The sequence below is a fragment of the Nocardia aurea genome, from assembly GCF_003123685.1.
Taxonomy (GTDB): Bacteria; Actinomycetota; Actinomycetes; order Mycobacteriales; family Mycobacteriaceae; genus Nocardia; species Nocardia aurea.
Genome location: NZ_QCYJ01000103.1, coordinates 312,808 through 334,087 on the forward strand (window position 1 = coordinate 312,808; position 21,280 = coordinate 334,087).

General features: G+C 67.7%; 17 protein-coding genes. 11 read left to right on the forward strand and 6 right to left on the reverse strand.

Annotated features, from left to right (window positions below; genetic code table 11):
• Positions 1-88 precede the first annotated feature (88 nt).
• From DAT37_RS22625 to DAT37_RS45635, 8 genes are all read left to right on the forward strand, one after another.
• On the forward strand, positions 89-1,555 hold the full coding sequence (locus tag DAT37_RS22625) for a hypothetical protein (RefSeq protein ID WP_109526830.1): 1,467 nt from the start codon (positions 89-91) through the stop codon (positions 1,553-1,555).
• Entirely contained in the window at positions 1,552-3,042 is a 1,491-nt protein-coding gene (locus tag DAT37_RS22630; protein ID WP_109526831.1) for an SCO6880 family protein, read from the forward strand. Before DAT37_RS22625 ends, DAT37_RS22630 begins: the two co-directional genes overlap by 4 nt.
• Before the next feature lie 7 nt (positions 3,043-3,049).
• Positions 3,050-5,320 carry a hypothetical protein gene (locus tag DAT37_RS22635; RefSeq protein ID WP_109526832.1) on the forward strand — a complete coding sequence of 757 codons (2,271 nt, stop codon included), beginning with the start codon at positions 3,050-3,052 and terminating at the stop codon, positions 5,318-5,320.
• Positions 5,321-5,399: 79 nt separating this feature from the next.
• Positions 5,400-5,708: a transposase gene (locus DAT37_RS22640; RefSeq protein ID WP_109527332.1), complete on the forward strand. Its 309-nt coding sequence runs from the start codon at positions 5,400-5,402 to the stop codon at positions 5,706-5,708.
• Positions 5,705-7,384, forward strand: coding sequence for a peptidoglycan DD-metalloendopeptidase family protein (locus DAT37_RS22645; protein ID WP_109526833.1), 1,680 nt, complete (start codon positions 5,705-5,707; stop codon positions 7,382-7,384). Before DAT37_RS22640 ends, DAT37_RS22645 begins: the two co-directional genes overlap by 4 nt.
• A gap of 116 nt (positions 7,385-7,500) precedes the next feature.
• Positions 7,501-8,025, forward strand: a complete 525-nt coding sequence (locus DAT37_RS22650) for a hypothetical protein (RefSeq protein ID WP_232839930.1) — start codon at positions 7,501-7,503, stop codon at positions 8,023-8,025.
• 43 nt (positions 8,026-8,068) lie between these two features.
• On the forward strand, positions 8,069-9,934 hold the full coding sequence (locus tag DAT37_RS22655; RefSeq protein ID WP_109526834.1) for a type IV secretory system conjugative DNA transfer family protein: 1,866 nt from the start codon (positions 8,069-8,071) through the stop codon (positions 9,932-9,934).
• Positions 9,931-10,665, forward strand: coding sequence for a DUF4913 domain-containing protein (locus DAT37_RS45635; RefSeq protein ID WP_232839932.1), 735 nt, complete (start codon positions 9,931-9,933; stop codon positions 10,663-10,665). Before DAT37_RS22655 ends, DAT37_RS45635 begins: the two co-directional genes overlap by 4 nt.
• Before the next feature lie 20 nt (positions 10,666-10,685).
• Here DAT37_RS45635 and DAT37_RS22665 read toward each other — a convergent pair whose 3' ends face one another.
• On the reverse strand, positions 10,686-11,231 hold the full coding sequence (locus DAT37_RS22665) for a hypothetical protein (protein ID WP_232839933.1): 546 nt from the start codon (positions 11,229-11,231) through the stop codon (positions 10,686-10,688).
• Between the two features lie 334 nt (positions 11,232-11,565).
• Positions 11,566-12,462 (reverse strand): peptidylprolyl isomerase, encoded by an 897-nt coding sequence (locus DAT37_RS22670; RefSeq protein WP_109526836.1) that lies wholly within the window; start codon positions 12,460-12,462, stop codon positions 11,566-11,568.
• 187 nt (positions 12,463-12,649) lie between these two features.
• Here DAT37_RS22670 and hisS point away from each other — a divergent pair, with 187 nt between their 5' ends.
• The 3 genes from hisS (at position 12,650) to DAT37_RS22685 (ending at position 15,904) form a co-directional block, all read left to right on the forward strand.
• Positions 12,650-13,924, forward strand: coding sequence for a histidine--tRNA ligase (gene hisS, locus DAT37_RS22675; protein WP_109527335.1), 1,275 nt, complete (start codon positions 12,650-12,652; stop codon positions 13,922-13,924).
• Positions 13,925-14,036: 112 nt separating this feature from the next.
• Entirely contained in the window at positions 14,037-14,684 is a 648-nt protein-coding gene (locus tag DAT37_RS22680) for a hypothetical protein (protein ID WP_109526837.1), read from the forward strand.
• Positions 14,685-14,896: 212 nt separating this feature from the next.
• Complete coding sequence (locus tag DAT37_RS22685) at positions 14,897-15,904, forward strand: malate dehydrogenase (RefSeq protein WP_109526838.1); 1,008 nt, start codon at positions 14,897-14,899, stop codon at positions 15,902-15,904.
• Positions 15,905-16,045: 141 nt separating this feature from the next.
• Here DAT37_RS22685 and DAT37_RS22690 read toward each other — a convergent pair whose 3' ends face one another.
• The 4 genes from DAT37_RS22690 to DAT37_RS22705 all read right to left on the reverse strand — a co-directional run bounded on the left by DAT37_RS22690 (position 16,046) and on the right by DAT37_RS22705 (position 21,260).
• Entirely contained in the window at positions 16,046-17,128 is a 1,083-nt protein-coding gene (locus DAT37_RS22690; protein ID WP_109526839.1) for a 2-oxoacid:ferredoxin oxidoreductase subunit beta, read from the reverse strand.
• A gap of 1 nt (position 17,129) precedes the next feature.
• On the reverse strand, positions 17,130-19,094 hold the full coding sequence (locus DAT37_RS22695; protein ID WP_109526840.1) for a 2-oxoacid:acceptor oxidoreductase subunit alpha: 1,965 nt from the start codon (positions 19,092-19,094) through the stop codon (positions 17,130-17,132).
• A gap of 114 nt (positions 19,095-19,208) precedes the next feature.
• Positions 19,209-20,225, reverse strand: coding sequence for an Rv2578c family radical SAM protein (locus tag DAT37_RS22700; RefSeq protein WP_109526841.1), 1,017 nt, complete (start codon positions 20,223-20,225; stop codon positions 19,209-19,211).
• Between the two features lie 24 nt (positions 20,226-20,249).
• Entirely contained in the window at positions 20,250-21,260 is a 1,011-nt protein-coding gene (locus DAT37_RS22705) for an NAD-dependent epimerase/dehydratase family protein (RefSeq protein ID WP_109526842.1), read from the reverse strand.
• Between the last annotated feature and the right edge of the window lie 20 nt (positions 21,261-21,280).

The window sequence follows — 21,280 nt, forward strand, 5'->3', positions numbered from 1 at the left end:
GGCGGGACAGCGAGGGGAAGGTCCGCCCGGTGACAGGCGAAGAGCAAGTCCATATCGAGTCCCTGCGAGATATCGAGGGGTGGACACAATGGTGAGGCGAATTCTCACGATCTTCGCGGTGATCTTCACCGTGATGATCGCGACACCGACGGTGGCCTACGGCCAGACCTACGGTTTCGACGACACGTGCAACGAAATCCACGACACGCTCGACGATGTCGGGTTGCCTGGGATCTCCCTCGGCGACGCGGCCTCGGCCGCCTGCAAGGCGGGCAATGCCGCGTCCCATCCCGGCGACGCCGCGACCGCCGTCAAGGACAAGGCGTGGGACTCGACCTTCGGCAAGGTCGTCGACTCGTTGATGAAGGGTCTCGGTGAGGCCATCATCCTGGCGTTGACGTTCTGGATGAAGGTGCCCAACGAGGCGGCCAGCGACAACGGCTCGCTGTTCACCAAGATCAACGACTACACCTATCAGATACAGATATTGCTGCTCATAGCCTCGGTCATCCTGACCGGCGCGCGTCTGGCCGAGGCCAGACGCGGGGCCGCGGTGAGCGAGGCGGCCGAATCGTTCCGCATGTTCGCCCGGGTGGTGTTCAGTTCGTGGATGCTCGGGGCGATCATCGTCGCGGGTACCCAGGCCTCGGATCGCTTCTCCGAGTGGGTCATCACCGACGCCACCAACGGCAATGCCAAGGATCTGGCCGAGCTGATGGTGAAGACCAGTAAGTTGCAGGCGTTCTCGCCGGGCCTGGTCCTCATCATCGCGATCGTCGGCCTGCTCGGCGCGCTCGCGCAGATCGTGCTCGCCATCGTGCGCCAGGGTCTGCTGCTCGTCGCGGCGGGTGTGCTCCCGCTGGCGGCCGCCGCATCGGGTATGAACACCGGCAAGCAGTCCTATCAGAAGCTGATCGGCTGGATCATCGCGTTCATGCTGTACAAGCCGGTCGCGGCGATCGTCTACATGATCGCGTTCATGACCGCGGGGCATGTCGACGGTCTGACCTCGACCACGGCGCTGCCCGAAGCCGAAGAGGCACAGCGCATGCTGGTCGCCATCGTGCTGCTGTGCAGCGTCGCGTTCGTGCTCCCCGCGCTGATGCGCCTGGTCACCCCCGCCGTCGCGATCGTCGGCTCCGGTGGTTCCGGTCTGACCGCGGCGGGCGGCACCCTGATCGGCGCGGCGGCGCTCGGCGCGATGGGCACCAAGGCCGTGGCCGTGAAGTCCACCGCGGGCGCGGGCGCGCCCGGCTACGTCACGGGCGGCGGCGGGCCGCGTCCGGGTGGCGCGGGACCGCGCCGCGGCGGCCGTCCGGTACCGCCTCCGCGCGGTGGCGGCGGCGGAAGCGGCGGTGCGCTGCCACCGCGCGCCTCCGGTGGGCAGGCCCAGGCCGGAGTACCCTCCGGTGCGTCGAGGGCCGCGGGACGCATCGGCGCCGCCCGCGCCGCGAGCACCGGATTGAACCGGGCCGACGAAAGCATGGGCGATCTCGCCGGTGACCGCTGGGCGAATCGCTCGCCCGACCTCGGGAGGAGCACCATTCCGCGATGACGATGACCGACACCTACGAGCGCCGTTCCTACGGCCTCTGGCAGAAGCCCCGCAGCGCAGGTCTTTTCGGCTTGCGCTGGGAGGAGACAGTCATCGGCTTCGTGGTCGTGATCACGGCGCTGATCACCGCGATGGTCGGTGGATTCCAGTGGGGTCTGATCGTCGGCGGCACCGGCGTGGTGATCATGGTTCCACTGGTGTGGCGGACCGGGGGCCGCTCCGGATACGAGACGGGATTGATGATGTTCAACTGGATGCGTTCACGCAACAACGGTGAGCACGTGTATCGGGGTGGCCGGTTCTCACGGGTCCCGGGCGGCGTCACCCGCCTGCCGGGTCTGCTCGCCCCGTCGAAGCTGTACGAGGGAATCGACGCGGGCGGCTACAGCTTCGGCATGATCCACCTGCCGCAGTTCGCCCAGTACACCGTCGTGCTCCGGGCCTGGCCGCAGGGCCACGAGGCCGTCGACCAGCCGGTCATCGACCGCTGGGTCTCCGCGTGGGGCACCTTTCTCGCCTCGGTCGGTCAGACCAGTGACATCATCGCGGTGGTGCCCGTCATCGATACGGTGCCGGAGACCGGAAACCGCTTGCTGACCGAGGTTTCCACCATCACCAGGCCGGAGGCGCCCGACCTCGCCCAGCAGGTGATGTACGAATTGGCGACCGAACTGCCGCAGGAACGGGTGCAGTTGCTGCCGCGGGTCGCGATCACCTTCAAGGCGACCACCGCCGAGCGCCGCAAGAATCCGGCCGAGGAAGCCGTGGAGATCGGCCGCAGGCTGCCCGGCATCTGCGCGGCGCTCGCCGAAGCCGGTGTGCGCGCGCAGCCGATGTCGGCCGACGAGGTGATCTCGTTCATCCGGCGCAGCTACGATCCGGCCTCCCAGGCCGACCTCGAGGTCGCCTCCTCCGAACCCGATGGCCACGGCCTGGATTGGGCCGACGCCGGGCCGGTGTCGCACGACGAGAAATGGGATCACCTGATCCACGACGGCGGGCGCTCGGTCACCTGGGAGATGGACGCCGCTCCCGAGGGCGCGGTGGACGAGCGGGTGCTGCAACGGTTGCTCGCGCCGAATCCCGAAGTGCCGCGCAAGCGCATCGCCATCGTGTATCGGCCGCATTCGGCCGCCGACGCCGCCGAGATCGTCGACGACGATTTCAAGAACGCGCTGGTGGCCCAGCAGAGCGAACGCGGTGTGGTCTCGGCCGCCGCGACCCTGCGGGTGGGCGCCACCCAGCAGGCACGTGAGGAACAAGCCCGGGGTCACGGTGTGACCCGCTTCGGAGCCCTGGTGACCATCACCGAGCCCCTGCGCGGCGATCTGCCGCGTATCGAAGCCATCACTCGCGACCTGTCCACACAGGCGCGACTGAAGATCCGGCGGTGCTACCGCTACCAGTCCGCGGCCTTCGCGGCCTCGCTCGGGTGCGGAGTCATCCTGCCGGAACACGCGACAATTCCGAAGGCATTGGCGGGGTGAGTGATTCATGGCACGTGAGAACGAGCCACCGGTGCACGACCGCGACGGCATCCCGGTCCGGCGCGGCGGTCGCTCCGGTGTGGAGGACCTGCCCGACCGGGCCGGGCGACCGGCGCGGAGCGTGAGCGGCGACGATCGGTCCGACGTCGGGGAGATGTCCGATCGGGAGCGGAGGGCGTCGCGTGACGCGGCCGAGCGACGGGCGCGCCCCGGGGCCGGGCGGGCCGACGCTGTCCGTGCCGATCGGGCGCACGCCGAACGTGAACGGGCCGAACGGGTCAGAGCCGAGAACCGGCGCGCGTCGGCGCCGCGCTCGGAGTACGACGGCTGGTCGGAACGTCCGCGTCAGGGTGCGGCGCGTCCCGATCGCGGCACGCCGCAGCGTCAGGACCGATCGCCTGCCCGCCCGGACCGGGTCGGGCAGCAACGTCCCGATCGTGGTGCCGCGCAACGTAACAGCGGCCGATCCGGTCGTGGGGCACGTCAGGACAAGGTCGATTACACCGCCGACCGCGCCATGGGAACCCCGCCCATGGACAAGGCCGCGCGTCGCGCGAAGGCCAAGTCGGACAAGCGCAAGACCTCGGGCCCCAAGCTGCTCGACGATGTCACCAGGTCCAAACTCGAACAGATCAGCCGCGAGGGTTCCGGTCTGCGCGCGGCATGGGCGACCTTCCGCGTGCGCACCGACGACATCCGCCGCCGCAACTTCGCCGCGCGCGCCGAACAGGTCTACGAGGACGGTTTCGACCGCAGCACAGCGCAACTCACCGATCGTGGCTACGCGGGCCCCGGCGGCGGCCGGATGAACGTCGTCGGCCGCCCGGTCGAGTACCGGGCGACCACCGCCCAGGTCGCGGGGTTGTGGCCGTGGTCGGTGGGCGCGGGCGCGCCGCTGATCGGAACACCGCTCGGCTCGCATCTGCACACCGGCGCGCCGGTGTGCTTCGATCCGATGAACTGGTTCCTGCGCGGCAGTTTCATCACCGCGCCGAGCCTTTTCGTGCTCGGGCTCAACGGTTTCGGCAAATCCTCGCTGGTGCGCCGGATCGTGCTGGGCGGAATCGCCCAGGGCATCACCCCGCTCATTCTGGCCGACGTGAAACCGGACTATCGCAAGATGGTCGAACTCGTCGGCGGCCAGGTCATCGACCTCGGCTACGGCCACGGCAAACTCAATCCGCTCGCGGCGGGCGTACTCGGTTCGGTGGTGCCGCGCCTCGACGATTTCCCGGCGCTGCAACTGCAAGTGCTACAGGACCTGCGGGCCCGCCAGGTGACATTGATCGCGGGCCTGGTCGAACTCGTGCGTGGCGCGCGGGTGCGCGACTACGAGGAGACCCTGATCGCCACCGGTCTGCGCATTCTCTACCAGCCCGGCAGCGGTTACACCCCGGATCAGCCGCCGATCATGGAGAACCTGCTCGAGGTGATCGTCGCGGGCGGCGAGGAACTCATGCTCGACGCGGGCGCCGACGATCCGAGCGAATACCAGAACGCCATCAAGGGTCTGCGCCGTTCGCTGCGCGCGCTGACCCAGGGCCCGTTCGGCGCGATCTTCAACGGGCAGACCTCGGTGCCGATCGATACGAGCGCCGTCGCGGTCTGCATCGACGTCTCCCATATCCCGACCGGCGACAAGAAGCTCAAAGCCGCGGTCATGCTCGCGTGCTGGGCCGACGGTTTCGCCTCGGTCGAGGCCGCGCACGTGCTCGCCGACGCCGACCTGGGCCCGCAACGGTACTTCCAGGTCGTGATGGACGAGTTGTGGCAGGTACTCGGTCTCGGCGATTTCATGGTCGACCGGGTCGACGAACTGACCCGTTTGCAACGCAGTATCGCGACCGCACTCATCATGATCAGTCACACGATCAAGGATCTACAGTCCCTCGGTTCCGAGGGCGCCATCGCCAAGGCGCTGGGCTTCCTCGAACGCGCGCGCGCCAAGATCTTCGGCGCGTTGCCCGCCGAAGAGGTCAAACGACTCGACAGCATCGTGCCGTTCACCTCGGCCGAGGAGGAGATGGTGACCGGCTGGTCGGCCCCGCAGGCGTTGACCGGTGAGGCACTCAAACCGGGTCAGCTGCGGCCCTCGCCGCCGGGCACCGGCAAATTCCTGCTGAAGATCGGTGAGGACCGCAGGCCCGGCATCCCGTTCCATATGGAATTCACGGTGTCGGAGAAGGAGAGCGGGATCCACGACACCAATCAGCGCTTCAGCGAGTTCACCGAATCCACCACGCGCGGTTCGGATTCGCCGAGTGGGAGCGCCGCATGAGGTTCCGGCCGGGATACGCGGTGTCCGCGCGGTGCCGCGTGTCCTCGCGGCCGGAGCCGGGCGGTGCGGGGAGCGTCCGATGATGCCGCATCGGTCCTATCGCCGGGTATCGCCGGAGGTCCGCAAGGCCGCCGTGGAACAGGTCCTCGCGCTGACCGGCACGCTCAGTAGCGAATCCGAGGCGTGCCGGATGGTCGCCGATCAGATCGGCGTGCACGCCAATTCGGTGCGCAATTGGGTCCGTGCCGCCGAAGGGCCCGGTCCGGAACGCATGGACGTCGGCGCGCTACGCCGCAAAGTCGCTCTGCTGCAACAGCAATTGGCCGCCGCCGCCGAGATGAACCGAACCCTGGCCGACACCCTGAACGAATCCCGCCGTCGCACGTGAGCGCCAAAGGCATGCTCTGGGGGGTGATGGGCGTCGTGGTGGCGCTGATGGCGGTAGTGCTCGTGGTTATCATGCCCTCGGTCGACGACCCCTGCGAAGGTATCTCGGTACTCGGATCGCAGTCGGCGCTACCGCCGCTCGGCGGTTACCCGCAGGGCGATCCCCGCGCGTCGACCGCCGCTGCCGCCCCGTCCGGTTCGGCTACGGCGACCTCGGCCAACCCCGCCGTCACCGCGACACCGTCGCTGGCGGCGGGCGTCGGCTCGATCCGGCGCGTGCTGCCGCTGGCGACCGGAACGTTCACCGTCTCGGATGTGTTCGGTTCACGCGGAGGCGACCACAAGGGCATCGATATGGCGGCCGTGGACGGCACGCCGATCTTCTCGGTCTCCGACGGTCGGGTGGTGGCGGCCGGGCCCGCGTCCGGTTTCGGCAACTGGATCGTGGTCGACTCGATCGACACCAACGGCCGCGGCTATTCGGCCGTCTACGGACATATGTGGGACGCGGGCGTGCTGGTGCGCGTCGGCGAGACCGTGCGCGCGGGGCAGCAGATCGGACTGGTCGGATCCGCGGGCGAATCCAGCGGTCCCCACCTGCATTTCGAGATCGTTCCCGGTGGCCGTTTCACCGGCGGCAGGCAGATCGATCCGGTGCCGTGGCTCGACGGCGCGCCGACCCCCGATCTCGGCGGCGCGCAGTGGTATTCCACCGATCCGCGATGCAGCCTCGGTTTCGGCAGCGCCGGTGGCGCGCTCGCCGCGGGCAAGGTTCCGGAGGAACTCGAGATCTGGTACCGCCGAGCCGGTTCGATCTGCCCGCAGATCACCTCGTCGCTGCTCGCCGCCCAGGGCCGCCAGGAATCGGGTTTCCGTCGCGGCGCGACCTCGCCCGCGGGCGCGCAGGGCCTCGCGCAGTTCCTGCCGGGCACCGCCGCGAGTATCAATCCCGACGACGGTAAGCCCTATGTCATCGACGCCGACGGCAACGGCGTGGCCAGCGTGTGGGACGACGGTGACGCGATCATCGGTCAGGGCCGCTACATGTGCGCGATCGCGCACAAGATCGAGCGGTGGCAGGCGGAGGGACGGGTGCAGGGCGATCTCACCGCGCTGTCGCTGGCCGCCTACAACGCGGGCGAGGGCGCGGTACTCGCCTCGGGGGGAATGCCCAACCAGGTCGGCGCGCACTACTCCGAAACCCAACCGTACGTGCGCAATATCCTGACCATGGAACCGCAGTACCGCGCGCCCGGCTCCACCGGCCGCTTCACTCCGGGCGAAGACGACCCCGGCACCCAGATCGTCGAGGCCGCGCACGACTGGCTCGGCACCCCGTACGTGTGGGGCGGCGGCGGACCGCAGGGCCCGAGCGGCGGCGGACTCGACGGACCCGGCCTCACCTCCGCGGCGGTCTTCGCGGCCTCCTCCGGCGCGATCACACTCCCGCGCACCGCCGAACAGCAGTGGGAAGCCGGTTCCGAAGTGCCGTTGAGCCGGGCGAAACCGGGAGATCTGGTGTTCAGCTCCTTCGGTCCACGCGGCCCGGCGCAGGTCGGAATCTATGCCGGGGAGGGCAGGATGATCCAGTCCGCCCCCGCCGCACCGGGCCGAGGCGGCGGCGGGGTCGGCGAAACGGCGATACCGGGTGACGCGCGGGCGAGGAGGGTGCTGTGAATGTCGAGCGGAAAAGCGAACACGCGCTGCGATACCCGGCGTTCGGACCGCGACGTCGCGGCTCGCGACGGTTAGCCTGGAAGATACACGGAAGAGCACGCGCGAAACTGGTGGTGATGCTGGTGGTGAGCGTAGCGACGCTGAGCGCGGCATGCGGAAGCGACAGCGACGGGCCGGATTCCGGCGCGTCGGATCGGGTCACGTCCACGACCCGGTTGCTCGAGGCTGCGCCCGCACCCGATCCGGTGACCCCCGACGGTGTCGCGGTCGCGGCACTGAAGGAGATCTACACCTGGCAGCCCGCCGCCGAGCCCCAGGGCTCGTCGCTGGCCAGAGCCCGCAAATGGCTCGGTCCCAGCCTGATCCGGGTGCTCGACACCCCCGCCGCGGCGACCGAGACGCCGCGGCAATCGTTGCAGTGGTCGGATTGGGCGAAGGCGAAAGCCACGGTCCAGGCGTTCACCTTCGCGTCGGGGGAGCGTCCGCCCGCCGGCGCGGACCCGAACACCGAGCAGTACAAGATCGGGATAGAGCAGACCGTCGTCTACCCGGACGGGCGCAAGGAGGAATTGCCGCCGAGCACGGTCATCGCGACCGTCGTCCGCACGGCCGAGGGCTGGCGGCTCGACGCCTTCCGCTGACACCGCATCATTCACCACCGCAAGGCAATTCGAGGAGGCACAGATGGCAAAGAAGAAGCCGGTGAAAGATCCGGCCGCGGTCGGACCCGATCTCGGCCTGTACGCCGTCTACGCCGCTGCCGCGGTGTTCGCGACACTGCTACTCGCCCTGCACCTGGGCAACGCGCTGTCGTCGCCACGCCAGGACGTCCCGGTCAACCCGATCGAGATCATCGCGAAAATGGCGCGGGGACAACTGAAATGGCCGGTCGCCGCCACCGTGATCGTGCTGCTCGTCATCGCGGTGCTGGTGATCTACCTGTTGACGCGCAAGCAGTCCAAGGCCCGAGCGTCCAAGGGTCGGCTCCCGGTCGATGAGAAAGCCGATGTGATGGGCAACGGCGGTGCGATCGCGTCGCTGACCGAAGCGGGAGTGCGGGAGAAGGCGGCTCAGCTGGGGATTCGGCTCGGTAGCGATGATATCCCGGGCGTGCCCATCGGTATCGGGGTCGCCGACGGCACCATGCTGTACGGATCCTACGAGGATCTGCACATCGATATCTGGGGTCCGCGCCAAGGCAAGTCGACCTCCCGCGTTATTCCGGCCATTCTTACCGCAATTGGTCCGGTGCTGGCTACCTCGAATAAGCGTGATGTTGTCGACGCGACCCGTGATGTCCGAAAGGAAAAGGGTAGTCCAACTTATGTCTTCGATCCGCAGGGCGTCGCGGGTGAGGAGCCGACCTGGTACTGGAATCCGCTGAAATGGGTCGCGCCGGGTCGCGCCGGTTGCGAGATGCGAGCGGCGCGCCTCGCCGGGCATTTCGCCGATAGTGACGACGGTTCGGACGCCAAAACCGACGCGTTCTTCGATCCGGAGGCCGAGGATCTACTTGCCGGTTTGTTCCTGGCCGCAGCGGTTGCCCAGGAACCAATCACACGGGTGTGGTACTGGGTAACCCACCCTCGCGACGAAACTCCCATCCAGCTGTTGCGCGAAGCCGGTCACGAATTCACCGCGGATGGTTTGACCGCCCAGTATCAGGCCGACGAGCGGACACGTAGTGGTGTTTTCGGCACGGCGAAGAAGATGATCCGTTGCCTCAAGTTGACCAATGTTCACGAGTGGGTCACTGCCGGGCGTAACAAGGAACGAGAACTGTTCGACGAACTGGAATTCATCGAGAAGAACGGCACTCTCTACAGCTTGTCGCTGGAGGGCCGGGGATCGGCCGCGCCGCTGGTGAGCGCGCTGACCGAAGCGGTGATCGATGTCGCGATGCAGAAGGCGTCGAGGTCACGGGGTGGGCGGCTCGACATACCTCTGCTCGCGGTCCTCGATGAGGCAGCCAACGTCGTGCGCTGGAAAGATCTTCCGAAGCAGTACAGCCACTTCGGGTCACGGGGCATCGTCGTCATGACCGTGCTCCAATCGTGGGCACAGGGCGTCCGATGCTGGGGTGAGGACGGTATGTCCGCGCTCTGGTCCGCGGCGAATATCAAGGTCCTCGGGAGTGGTGTCGATGACACCAACTTCCTGCGCGATCGTTCCGAAGCGCTCGGCGAATACGACGCTATCTCGCAGTCGGTTTCGGAATCCGCCAGTGGTAAGAGCTATTCCCGGTCGCTCGGTTCGTCCAAGACATTCTCGGTGAACGGGCTCGCGACACTGCCGCGCGGGCGGGTCATCGTGTTCTCTTCTGGCGCGCCACCGGTACTTGTGCGCACCGTGGCGTGGTGGGAGAGCGAGTACTCCGCAGAAGTCGAACAATCCATCAAGCGGCACGATCCGACACACAAGGCCGAGATTATCGACCTCATCGGATCCCCGGCGCTGGACAAGTCCACACTGCGACAAAATGACTCCCCGTCGCTGGTGAAATCAACGCCACAGGATGATGGGCAGCCAAAGGAGGCACGGCCGCTGTGAATGACGAGAAACCGAAGTTCGCCACTGTGAACTCGTTCGTCGAAGAATATCTCGTCGGGATTTATCAGCGACAGGTCACCGATACGAGCGATACGGTCTGGTGCGATCAATGGTGGCGCCACGGTGAGGCGGCCGCCCGCCTCACCGCGGTGTGGCGGGCATGGGAGCGGTGGCATCGTGACGAGCGTGGTGGGTTGAGCTACTGGCTGGTCCAGCATGCCGACCGGCACATGAAGCAACTGTTCGACCCGCGCGGGCCGTTCAAATACTGCAGCGTGCGCAACGGCCACCGAGGCGTACTCGGGCCGCTGCCGACCGAGACTCCGCCGGACGCTCTACTCGCCGAGCTCACACCCGAGCGTCACAATGACTGGTGGCATCCCACTCTTGTCGATTTCGTCGACGGATACCTCAGTCAGGTCTATCAGCGACAGGTTACCGACCTCAGCGATACCGCATGGTGCCCGCAATGGTGGCAGCACAGAGAAGCTGTGGTCAGAATCGAATCACTATGGACCGCGCACGAGTTCGCACGCAATGACCGATCGGACAGGCTGAGCGAGTGGTTCCTCGAGCATGCGGATCCGCAGATGAAGCAGCTCTTGGACCCGAGGGGCCCGTTCAAGTACTGCACGGTGCGGGGCGGGCATCAGAGTAAAGTGAGTCCGCTTCCGGTAACGACGGAACAACGGGGGCTATTTGCCGAGCCCGATCCCGTGCCGGACCGATAGTCCGGCCGGATCGGCCGTACTCAGCGGCTACGTTCGAGCCCGCGGCCCAATTCCTGTTCGCGGGCTGCCGTCGGTGTTGGTGCTTCTTTGGAGCGGGCGCGGGCTGCTTCCTCGACAGGATGCGCATGCCCGGCCTCGACGAGCATGCGCACCGCCGCCAGTTCGGGTTCGACGCCGATCCTGGCGAGATGTGCCGCGATAGCGCTGCGGCGTTCCTCGGAGTCGTAGCGCATCTGCGGTGCGGCTACCGATGACGCGGTGGCAACCGAACCGGTCGCGACCGACATGCTCGAAGATCGATCCTTCTCCAGCGAGATACCGAGACTCTGACTCGTCACCGGCATTTCCATCATCCGCGCGAGCTCGAGATTGCGCGGATCCTTCGCCTTGGCATCACGCGCCTCACGAACCTGGAGTTCCCTGGCCTCTTTGATGCGGGCTTCGGTGACCTTGACCCGCGCCTCGGCTTCTTTCTGCCCACGCTCACGAGTCCGCAGTGCGACGAGGGTCGCAAGCTGCAACATGGTCCTCATCATCGCGCCTGTTTCCTTGGCGATGTCGTCCAATTCTCCGGACATGGCTGCTCCCCGATGCTGCGGTGATCACTATGGATTGTGGTGGTACTCGGTGACGAACTACTCGGTGACGAACACTGCCCCTTGTCACGGCCGAACGAGCGGTGATCCGAGGGGCAGCGTGTCGTCTGTAAACGCGGACATCCGGAGCCCGGTCGCGTAGCACGCCCTACCCGGGGATCGGCCCGTTAGGGTTGGCTACGCTACGCGCACTCCTTCTTTCGAGATTACCCGAGAAAGCCCTGGCACAACCGTTCGGACGCGTCGGTTACAGCATATATCGCACAATTCCGACACGCAGGGGTAAGTCGCCGGACAACCTCGCTCAATCCATCTGAACGGACTGGATCGTTACGGGGGTGGTGGGCTTGCCGTCGCCCGGACCGTTCGAATTGTCCTGGCCCGCTTCGGCGATCTTGTCCAGGGTGCCCATGTCGCCCTTGTCGACGGTGCCGAAGATCGTGTACTGCGGCGGGAGTTGCGAATTGCCGTAGACGATGAAGAACTGGCTTCCGTTGGTGGCCTTGCCGTCCACGCCGTCGGACCCGGTCGAACCGTTGGCGTTGGCCATGGCGAGCACACCGCGTTCGTAGTCGACCGGCATCTGGAGGTTCGGGTCGCCTGCGGCGTACTGATCGGTCGGGTACTCGTTGTCGAATTCGTAACCGGGGCCGCCCATTCCGGTGCCGACCGGGTCGCCGCACTGGAGCACCTTCAGGCCCTCGCTCGCGGTCATCCGGTGGCAGCTGGTGCCGTCGAAGTACTTCTGGTCCACCAGATTCATGAAGCTGTTGACCGTGCAGGGGGACTCGGCGTTGTTCAGCGTGAGCCCGATCGGGCCCGCGCTGGTCTCCACGCTGAGGCTGACCTTCGCGTCGTTACCCGTGGTCGGCACCTCGGTGCGCTCGGGTTTGTGCACGGGTTTGTCGGCGGGGGCGCGGCCGTCGCGGTAGCTGCAGTTGACCAGTGCGGGCTTGGCCTTGGCGGCGGGCGGAGCGGCGGTCAGCGACGCGTCCTTGGGCTCGGCGGCGGTGTTGCTGTCGTTGTCGTCGCCCTTGGTCAGGAAGTACACCCCGGTCACCGCCGCGACCACGACGACGACGCCGAGCACGGATCCGGCGATCGTGAGTTGCTTGCGTTTGCGGGCCCGATCGGCGCGGGTGGCGAGCTGGCGCTCCAGCTTCCGCTTGGCCGCTGCTCGTCGCTGTTCGTTGCTCGGCACTGACACGTTCCTCCCGTTTTCCGGTCCTTTCGGGGGATCAGTGTGCCATCTCTTCCTTAGAGTTCCTCTAGACCTCTCGTGAGCGTGGCGGCCGCGGGGCCGCACGCGGGCTCCGCACCTGCGTGAGCGCGGCCCGAGGGACAACCGGTTGGACTTGTCGGGCAGCGGTGGTGGAAACTGGACCATCGTGACCAAGACCAGCCGCTTCTCCGCCCCGAAGGGGGTTCCGGATTACGTCCCGCCCGGCTCCTCGGAGTTCGTCGCGGTACGCGAGGAACTGATCCGTGCCGCCACCCTGGCCGGGTACGGGCATATCGAGCTGCCGATCTTCGAGGAGACGGCGCTGTTCGCGCGTGGCGTCGGCGAGTCGACCGACGTGGTCAGCAAGGAGATGTGGACCTTCGCCGACCGCAACGGTCAGAGTTTCACGCTGCGTCCCGAGGGCACGGCGGGCGTGATGCGCGCTGTCATCCAGCACGGACTGGACAAATCCGCCCAGCTGCCGGTGAAGGTGGTCTACGCGGGGCCGTTCTTCCGTTACGAGAATCCGCAGGCCGGGCGGTACCGGCAGTTGCAGCAGGTCGGTGTCGAGGCCATCGGCGTGGACGATCCGGCGCTCGACGCCGAGGTCATCGCCATCGCCGACGCCGGATACCGCACGCTCGGCCTGAAGGATTTCCGGCTGGAGATCACCTCGCTCGGTGACGAGACCTGCCGACCGCAGTACCGGGAGCTGTTGCAGGAATTCCTGTACGGGTTGCCGTTGGACGAGGAGACCAAGCGTCGGGCCTCGATCAATCCGCTGCGGGTGCTCGACGACAAACGGCCCGAGGTCAAGGCGCTGACCGCCGCCGCGCCGTTGATGATCGACCACCTATCGGAGTCGGCGAAGACGCATTTCGAGCAGGTGCTCGGATATCTCGACGCGCTCGGCGTGCTGTACGTGGTGAATCCGCGCATGGTGCGCGGACTCGACTACTACACGAAGACGACCTTCGAATTCGTGCACGACGGGTTGGGCGCGCAATCCGGGATCGGTGGCGGCGGCCGCTACGACGGGTTGATGGCCGAACTGGGCGGACAGCCGCTGTCCGGAATCGGCTTCGGGCTCGGCGTCGACCGGACCGTTCTCGCGCTGCGCGCCGAGGGCAGGCCCGCGGGCGATCCGGCGAGCTGCGAGGTGTTCGGGGTGCCGCTCGGCGACGCGGCGAAACAGGCTCTGTTCGTGCTCGCGGCCCGGTTGCGCGCGTCGGGCATCCGCGTTGACCTGGCCTACGGCGGTCGCGGCATCAAGGGCGCGATGAAGGCCGCCGACCGCTCGGGCGCGAAGTTCGCGCTGGTACTGGGCGACCGCGACTTGGCGGAGAACACCATCGGTCTGAAGGATCTCGGCGCCGGTGATCAGCGTCAGGTGTCGTTGGACGAGGTGGCGGGAATACTCGCCGAGGCCCTCGCCCGGTAGACCGCCGGATCGGGGCCGGTCCCGCATACCACAAGCGGCCCCGCGACGCCGGTACACGCGGTAACGTGTCCGGCGCGCCGATGGTGCGCGAAGTCGCGGAGAGGCAGGGTCGGTGGAGTCGAATCCCGAGGGCGCGGAGGCCGTTTCGGCGATCGGCCTCGATCTGGTCGCACCCGAGGTGTACGCGCCGATGTTGCGCAAACTGGTGCTGGCGGCGACGGGGGTAGGGGTCGGCGCGGCGCTGCTGGCCGCCACGGCGCTGAGTTGGCCGACGGCGGTCGCCATCGGCGCCATCGTCGGTGTGCCGACCATCGCCTACGCCCTCGCGATCCGGCGCAGGCGGATCTGGATGGCGGGCACCACGATTCACGTGCAGCGGGTGTTCGGCGAGCGTCGTGTCGAACTGTCCGAGACGACCGGGGCCGAACTGCTCGTGTACCCGTCCCGGCTCAGTCGGATCGTGCTGCGCGTGACCGCTGGACCCGAAACCCAGATCATCCCGCTGGCCATGTACACCGATAGCGGCAGCGGCCGCGAACTGCACCTGCTGGGTCTGCGCACGCTCGCCGACGCCCTCGCCACGAGCAGATTGGCCGCCGCGGTCGCCGTCTCGGACGTTCTCGTCCACCAGTTGCGCGCCGAGGCCCGCGACGCCGCACTCGGCGACCGGCCCCTCTACAAGGCCGTTCGACTGGCCAGAGCCAACGACACGGTCTCCCCGGTCGTCCTCACCGACTCCGAGGTCGCCGAACTCGGCTGATCGGAGACGCCGGTTTTCTCCCGCCGCGGTACCTGCTTGGTCGCGACTCGCACCCGGCGCGGCGGTCGGCGGTGACACCCCTGAACCGTCTCCGGAGCTCGCCGAAGGGCGGTCGGCGACAACTGTCTGTTAGCTCACGCCCGGCCATCGGGCTCGGTGAGACTCGATAGGGTTGGTGACGAGTTGACCGTCTGACGTAAGGAGCCGACGTCGTGAGCACCGCCCGGAACGCGCCCGTGACCGTTGCCGTCACCGGAGGGGCAGGCCAGATCGCCTACGGTCTGCTGTTCCGGATCGCCTCCGGGGCGATGCTCGGCTCCGAGACCCCGGTGCGGCTGCGGTTGCTGGAGATCCCGGCCGCTGTCGCCTCGCTCGAAGGTGTCGCGATGGAACTCGAGGACGGTGCTTTCCCGCTGCTCGAATCCATCGATATCAGCGACGACCCGTGGGTCGGCTTCGACGGTGCGAATGTCGCGCTGCTGGTCGGGGCGCGCCCGCGCACGGCGGGGATGGAGCGCGGCGACCTGCTGGCCGCGAACGGGCCGATCTTCACCGAGCAGGGCCAGGCGATCAACGCCAGCGCCGCCGACGACGTGAAGGTGCTCGTGGTCGGCAATCCGGCCAACACCAACGCCTTCATCGCCATGAGCAATGCCCCCGATGTGCCCGCCGAACGGTTCACGGCGATGACGCGCCTCGACCACAATCGCGCCATCGCCCAGCTGGCCAAGAAATCCGGCGCACCCGCCGCCGATATCGCGCGCGTCGCGATCTGGGGCAACCATTCGGCGACCCAGTATCCCGATATCACCCACGCCACCATCGGCGGTCGCCGCGCGCTCGAGGTGATCGACGAGCCGGACTGGGTGCGTACCGGTTTCATCCCCACCGTCCAGCAGCGCGGCACCGCCATCATCCAGGCGCGCGGCGCGTCGTCGGCCGCCAGCGCGGCCAGTGCCGCGATCGACCACATTCACGACTGGTCGCTCGGCACCGGCGAGGGTGACTGGACGTCCATGGCCGTCCCGTCCGACGGTTCCTACGGCATTCCCGAGGGTCTCATCAGTTCCTTCCCCGTCACCTGCGCCGACGGGGCGTACTCGATCGTCGGCGATCTCGAACTCGACGATTTCTCGCGCACCCGCATCGACCTCAGCGTCGCCGAACTCGAACAGGAACGCGGCGCGGTCATCGACCTCGGATTCGCCAAACGCGTCTGACAATGGCCGCTTTCCGGAGGCAACCGGCCGCGTCCCGGGAGGAGGCCGAGATACGCGGCCGCCGACCCGATCGGTGGCCGCTGGCGTTCAGTGGCCGCCCCCGACAGCGATCCGACGTCGCGGGCCGCGGTCGGACGCTCCTCAGCCGCCGACGGTCCAGGTCTCCGAACCGTTGAGCAGGTTCTGTAGGGAACCGGAGTCGACGGGCGTGCGCTCGCGGGCGGTGTCGGTCTGTGCGCGGACGCCGTCGTCGTAGGTGGGGCGGCTGACGCTGCGGAAGATGCCGGTGACGACGTGGTCGAGATCCTGATCCGACAGGCGCGAGAGCGCGTAGGCGTATTCGGGACTGTCGGCGTAGGCGTCGTGCACGACGATATCGGATTCGGCCACCCGGTCGGCTCGCTCGACCGCGAGGCCGAAACCGTCTCGCACCACGGCGAATTCGCGATCGGCGCCGAAGCGGATGGGCTCGGCGTGGCGCAGCGGGACGAGATGGTCGGCGGCGGTGTCGCGGCGCAGCGTGTCGAAGGCCCCGTCGTTGAAGATCGGGCAGTCCTGCAGGATCTCCACGAAGGAGGTGCCCCGGTGTTCGGCGGCGGCCCGCAGCACCTCGGTGAGCCCGGCCCGATCGGAGTCCAGGGCGCGGGCGGCGAAGGTCGCTTCGGCGCCCAGTGCCACGGACAGGGTGTTGAACGGCCGGTCCACCGACCCCATCGGGGTGGATTTGGTGACCTTGCCCGGTTCGGAGGTGGGCGAGTACTGCCCCTTGGTCAGGCCGTAGATCCTGTTGTTGAACAGCAGGATGGTCATGTTCACATTGCGCCGCAGCGCGTGGATCAGGTGGTTGCCGCCGATCGAGAGGGCGTCGCCGTCACCGGTGACGACCCAGACCGACAGGTCGGGGCGGGTGACGGCCAATCCGGTGGCGATGGCGGGCGCGCGGCCGTGGATGGAATGCAGACCGTACGCCTCCAGGTAGTACGGGAAGCGACTCGAGCAGCCGATCCCGGAGACGAACATGAGATTCTCGCGGCGCAGTCCCAGGTCGGCGAGGAATCCACGCACGGTCGCCAGGATGACGTAGTCGCCGCAGCCCGGGCACCAGCGCACCTCCTGGTCGGAGGTGAAGTCCTTGACCTTCTGCGGGCCGGTCGCCGCGGGCACCCCGGACAGGCCGGTGAGCCCCAGATCGGTTCCGATGAGCGAAGTCTCGATGATGGTCATCTCAGTTACCCCCGGTACCGGAGCGTGCGGACGGTGATCGGTCGGCCGTCGGCGCGCGGTAGGTGGCCCTGGCGCGGGCGGCGAACGCCTTGCCGTGTTCCAACTCCGCGAGCGAGCCGTCGATGGCGGCGTCGATGACGCCGACGAGTTCCTGCGCCGAGAACGCGGTGCCCGCGATCTTCGTCCACGGTCGCACGTCGACGAGATATCTCGCGCGCAGCAGCATCGCGAGCTGTCCGCCGTTCATCTCGGGGACGACCACGGTGCGGTAGCGGCGCAATACGTCGCCGAGATCGGGCGGGAGCGGGTTGAGGTGACGCAGGTGGGCCTGGGCGACGGAGACGCCGCGACGACGGGCCCGGCGGCACGCCTCGCCGATGGGACCGTAGGAACTGCCCCAGCCCAGCATCAGGAGTTCGGCGTCGCCGTCCGGATCGTCGACCTCGAGCGCGGGTACCTCGATACCGTCGATCTTGGCCTGCCGGAGCCGGACCATGAGTTCGTGGTTGTCCGGCTCGTAGGAGATGTTGCCACTGCCGTCGGCCTTCTCCAGACCGCCGATGCGATGGGCGAGGCCCGCGGTGCCCGGCACGGCGATGGGCCGGGCCAGGGTGTCCGGGTCGCGGGCGTAGGGCTGGAATCCCGCGCCGTCCTCGGCATCGGGTTCGAAGCCGGGATCGATGGGTTCCATGGTCGCGACATCGGGAATCGACCACGGTTCGGAACCATTGGCGATCGCGCCGTCGGAGAGTAGTAGTACCGGCGTCCGGTAGGTGAGCGCGATACGCGCGGCCCGCACCGCCGTGGCGAAACAGTCGGCGGGCGAGCGCGGCGCGAGGACCGCGACGGGGGATTCGCCGTTGCGGCCGTAGAGGGCCTGCAACAGATCCGATTGCTCGGTCTTGGTCGGCAGACCGGTGGACGGGCCGCCGCGCTGGACATCGATGATCACCAGCGGCAGTTCGGTCATGACGGCCAACCCGATGGTCTCGCTCTTCAACGCCAGACCCGGCCCCGAGGTGCTCGTCACCCCGAGCGCGCCGCCGAGCGAAGCGCCGAGTGCCGCACCGATTCCCGCGATCTCGTCCTCGGCCTGGAAGGTCGTGACGCCGAAATTCTTGTGCTTGCTCAGCTCGTGCAGGATGTCGGAGGCGGGGGTGATCGGGTAGGTGCCGAGGAACACCGGCAGCCCCGCCAGCTGTCCCGCCGTCACCAGTCCGTAGGCGAGCGCGGTATTGCCGGTGATCTGCCGATAGGTGCCGGGCGCGAGCGCGGCGGGCTCGATCTCGTAGGTGGTGGCGAAACTCTCCGTCGTCTCGCCGTAGTTCCAGCCCGCGCGGAAGGCGAGGATATTGGCCTCGGCGATATCGGGTTTCGTCGCGAACTTCTCCCGCATGAATTTCTCGGTGCCGCCGATCGGACGCCCGTACATCCAGGACAGCAGTCCGAGCGCGAACATGTTCTTGGCGCGCTGCGCGTCCTTCTTGCCGACACCGGCGGGTTCGGTGGCGGTCAGGGTCATCGAGGTCATGGCGACGCGGTGCACGGTGAAATCGCCGAGGGTGCCGTCCTCGAGTGGATCGCCCGCGTAACCGGCCTTGCTCAGATTGCGTTTGGTGAATTCGTCGACGTTCACGATCACCGTGCCGCCGCGCGGCACGTCTTCCAGATTCGTCTTCAGCGCGGCCGGGTTCATCGCCACCAGCACGTCGGGCTGATCGCCCGCGGTGAGGATGTCGTAGTCGGCGATCTGGATCTGGAACGACGAGACGCCGGGCAGTGTGCCCTGTGGCGCGCGGATCTCGGCGGGGAAGTTGGGCTGGGTGGCCAGGTCGTTGCCGAACGCGGCGGCCTCGTGCGTGAACCTGTCGCCGGTCAGCTGCATTCCGTCGCCGGAGTCACCGGCGAATCGGATCACGACCTTTTCCAATTTCGCTGTGCCGATTGCACTTTGGTGCGAGACCATATGCCTTGTCCACTTCCTCGTCGCGTGAGAGGGGTGCTAGTGGCCAAAGTACTCCGCGAGACGCCCTCGGCGCGGGTGAAGCGCGGTCTCGGCCGAAATCGGCGCGGCGCGTCGTCAGGCGAACAACGACAGTTGCGGATCGGCGTCGGGTTCGGGCGCCGGAACGGCGTCGGGAATCCGGGCGGAGGACCCGGCGAGTCCGTGACGGCGTAGCAGCGGATCGACGCGTTCGCGCAGCCACGCCGCGTATTCCGGGGTGACGTAGGCGCCGCGCCCGTAGAGCTGACGGTATCGGCGCAACATCGCCGGATGCGCCTGGGCCAGCCAGCCGAGGAACCAGCCCCGCGTCGCCCCGCGCAGATGCATCGGGAAGGCGACCGCCGAACTCGCACCCGCCGCCGCGATGGCGCCGAAGAGTTCGTCGAGATGGGACCGGCTGTCGGTGAGATAGGGGATGACCGGGGCCACCATCACGTTGACGTCGAATCCGGCCTCGCTCAGCGCGCCGACCATGTCGAGCCGGGCGCGCGGCGACGGTGTGCCCGATTCCAGCCCGTGGTGCAGGTCGGTGTCGAGGATCGCGATGGACACCGCTACGCGCACCGGAACCTCACGCGCGGCGAGGGTGAGCAGGGGTAGGTCGCGCCGCAGCAGGGTGCCCTTGGTGAGAATCGAGAACGGTGTGCCGGAGTCGGTGAGCGCGCGGATGATCCCGGGCATCAGGCGGTAGCGGCCCTCCGCGCGCTGGTACGGGTCGGTATTGGTGCCGAGCGCCACCGCCTCGCGTTGCCAGGAACGTCGGCCGAGTTCTTTGCGCAGCACGGCGGCGATATTCGTCTTCACCACGATCTGGGCGTCGAAATCACGTCCGGCGTCCAGGTCCAGATATTCGTGGGTCGGACGCGCGAAGCAGTAGCGGCAGGCATGCGAACACCCGCGCATCGGATTGATCGTCCAGCGGAACGGCAGCGACGAATCCGGCGGCATCTTGTTCAGCGCGCTCTTGCAGAGCACCTCGTGGAAGGTCATCCCGTCGAATTCGGGGGTGCGCACGGTGCGGACGAAACCCGCCCGGCCGAGGCCGGGCAGTGCGCCGTCGTCGGCGTCCAGGGATTGGTTCTGCCACCGCACCCCGTCAGTCGAACATGTGTTCTATTATCTGTCAAGCGACCCGGCGGGTGCGCGGCGGGTGAAGAGTTCCGGGTCGGCGAAGAATTCCACCAGGTCACGCACCGTCTCGTCGGTCGGGCGCGGCTGGTAGCCCAGTTCGCGTTCGGCCTTGGCGTGGTCGACCACCGGTGCGGAGACCAGAGCGCCCAGGGCCGCGCGCGAGATGACGTCGGTGCGCAGCAGCTTTCCGATCGGGGCGAGGACCGGGATCAGTCCGCCGACCAGCTTCGGCGAGATGGTGAACTTCGGTCCCTTCTTCCCGCCGTGGCGCGCCACGAGCCTGCACAGGTCGAGCATCGAGATCATCGAACCGCCGAGCAGGTAGTTCTCGCCGGTCCGGCCGTTGTCCGCCGCCAGGATCAGGCCCGCGGCGACATCGCGGACGTCGACGAGGTCGAATCCGCCGCCGATCATCGCGGGGATGCGGCCCTGGGCGGCGTCGCGCAGAGTGCGATTGATCCGCGACAGCGGCGTGCCCAGATCCGCCGGTCCGAAAACCCCGGTCGGGTTGCACAGCACCGCGTCGAGTCCCTTGTCGACGACCGCGCGCAACGCCACCTCACCCGCCCATTTCGATCGGTCGTAGACGGGAAGCGCCGGCGCGACGGATCGGGCCGAGGTCTCATCGATGCGACCGCCGCAGGTGTATTGATCGAAGGCGTGGATCGAACTGGCGTGCACCATGCGCCGCGCGCCGACCTCCAGCGCGGCTTCGGCGACCACGCGAACACCCTCGGTGTTGACCTTCCACGCCAGGTCGTTGCGATCGGCGAGGGTGATCACCGCGACCAGGTGGTACACGACCTCCGCGCCGCTCAGCGCCGCCCGCATCGACGCGGGGTCGAGGACATCGCCGCTGACCCAGGTGACGTTCGGTTCGGTCGACCGCTGCGGCACCGCCCGGTCGATGGCGACGACCTCGTCGCCTCGATCGATCAACAAGCGGAGCAGGTTCGTACCGAGGTAGCCGGCTGCGCCGGTCACTGCGACCTTCATGGAACGAGAATATAGAACTT

Coding starts and splice junctions, on each gene's coding strand:
- DAT37_RS22655 (WP_109526834.1), top strand. CDS start 8,069: ATGGCAAAGAAGAAGCCGGTGAAAGATCCGGCCGCGGTCGGACCCGAT.
- DAT37_RS22640 (WP_109527332.1), top strand. CDS start 5,400: ATGATGCCGCATCGGTCCTATCGCCGGGTATCGCCGGAGGTCCGCAAG.
- DAT37_RS22625 (WP_109526830.1), top strand. CDS start 89: ATGGTGAGGCGAATTCTCACGATCTTCGCGGTGATCTTCACCGTGATG.
- DAT37_RS22690 (WP_109526839.1), bottom strand. CDS start 17,128: ATGACCATCATCGAGACTTCGCTCATCGGAACCGATCTGGGGCTCACC.
- DAT37_RS22635 (WP_109526832.1), top strand. CDS start 3,050: ATGGCACGTGAGAACGAGCCACCGGTGCACGACCGCGACGGCATCCCG.
- DAT37_RS22695 (WP_109526840.1), bottom strand. CDS start 19,094: ATGGTCTCGCACCAAAGTGCAATCGGCACAGCGAAATTGGAAAAGGTC.
- DAT37_RS22630 (WP_109526831.1), top strand. CDS start 1,552: ATGACGATGACCGACACCTACGAGCGCCGTTCCTACGGCCTCTGGCAG.
- DAT37_RS22705 (WP_109526842.1), bottom strand. CDS start 21,260: ATGAAGGTCGCAGTGACCGGCGCAGCCGGCTACCTCGGTACGAACCTG.
- DAT37_RS22650 (WP_232839930.1), top strand. CDS start 7,501: ATGCTGGTGGTGAGCGTAGCGACGCTGAGCGCGGCATGCGGAAGCGAC.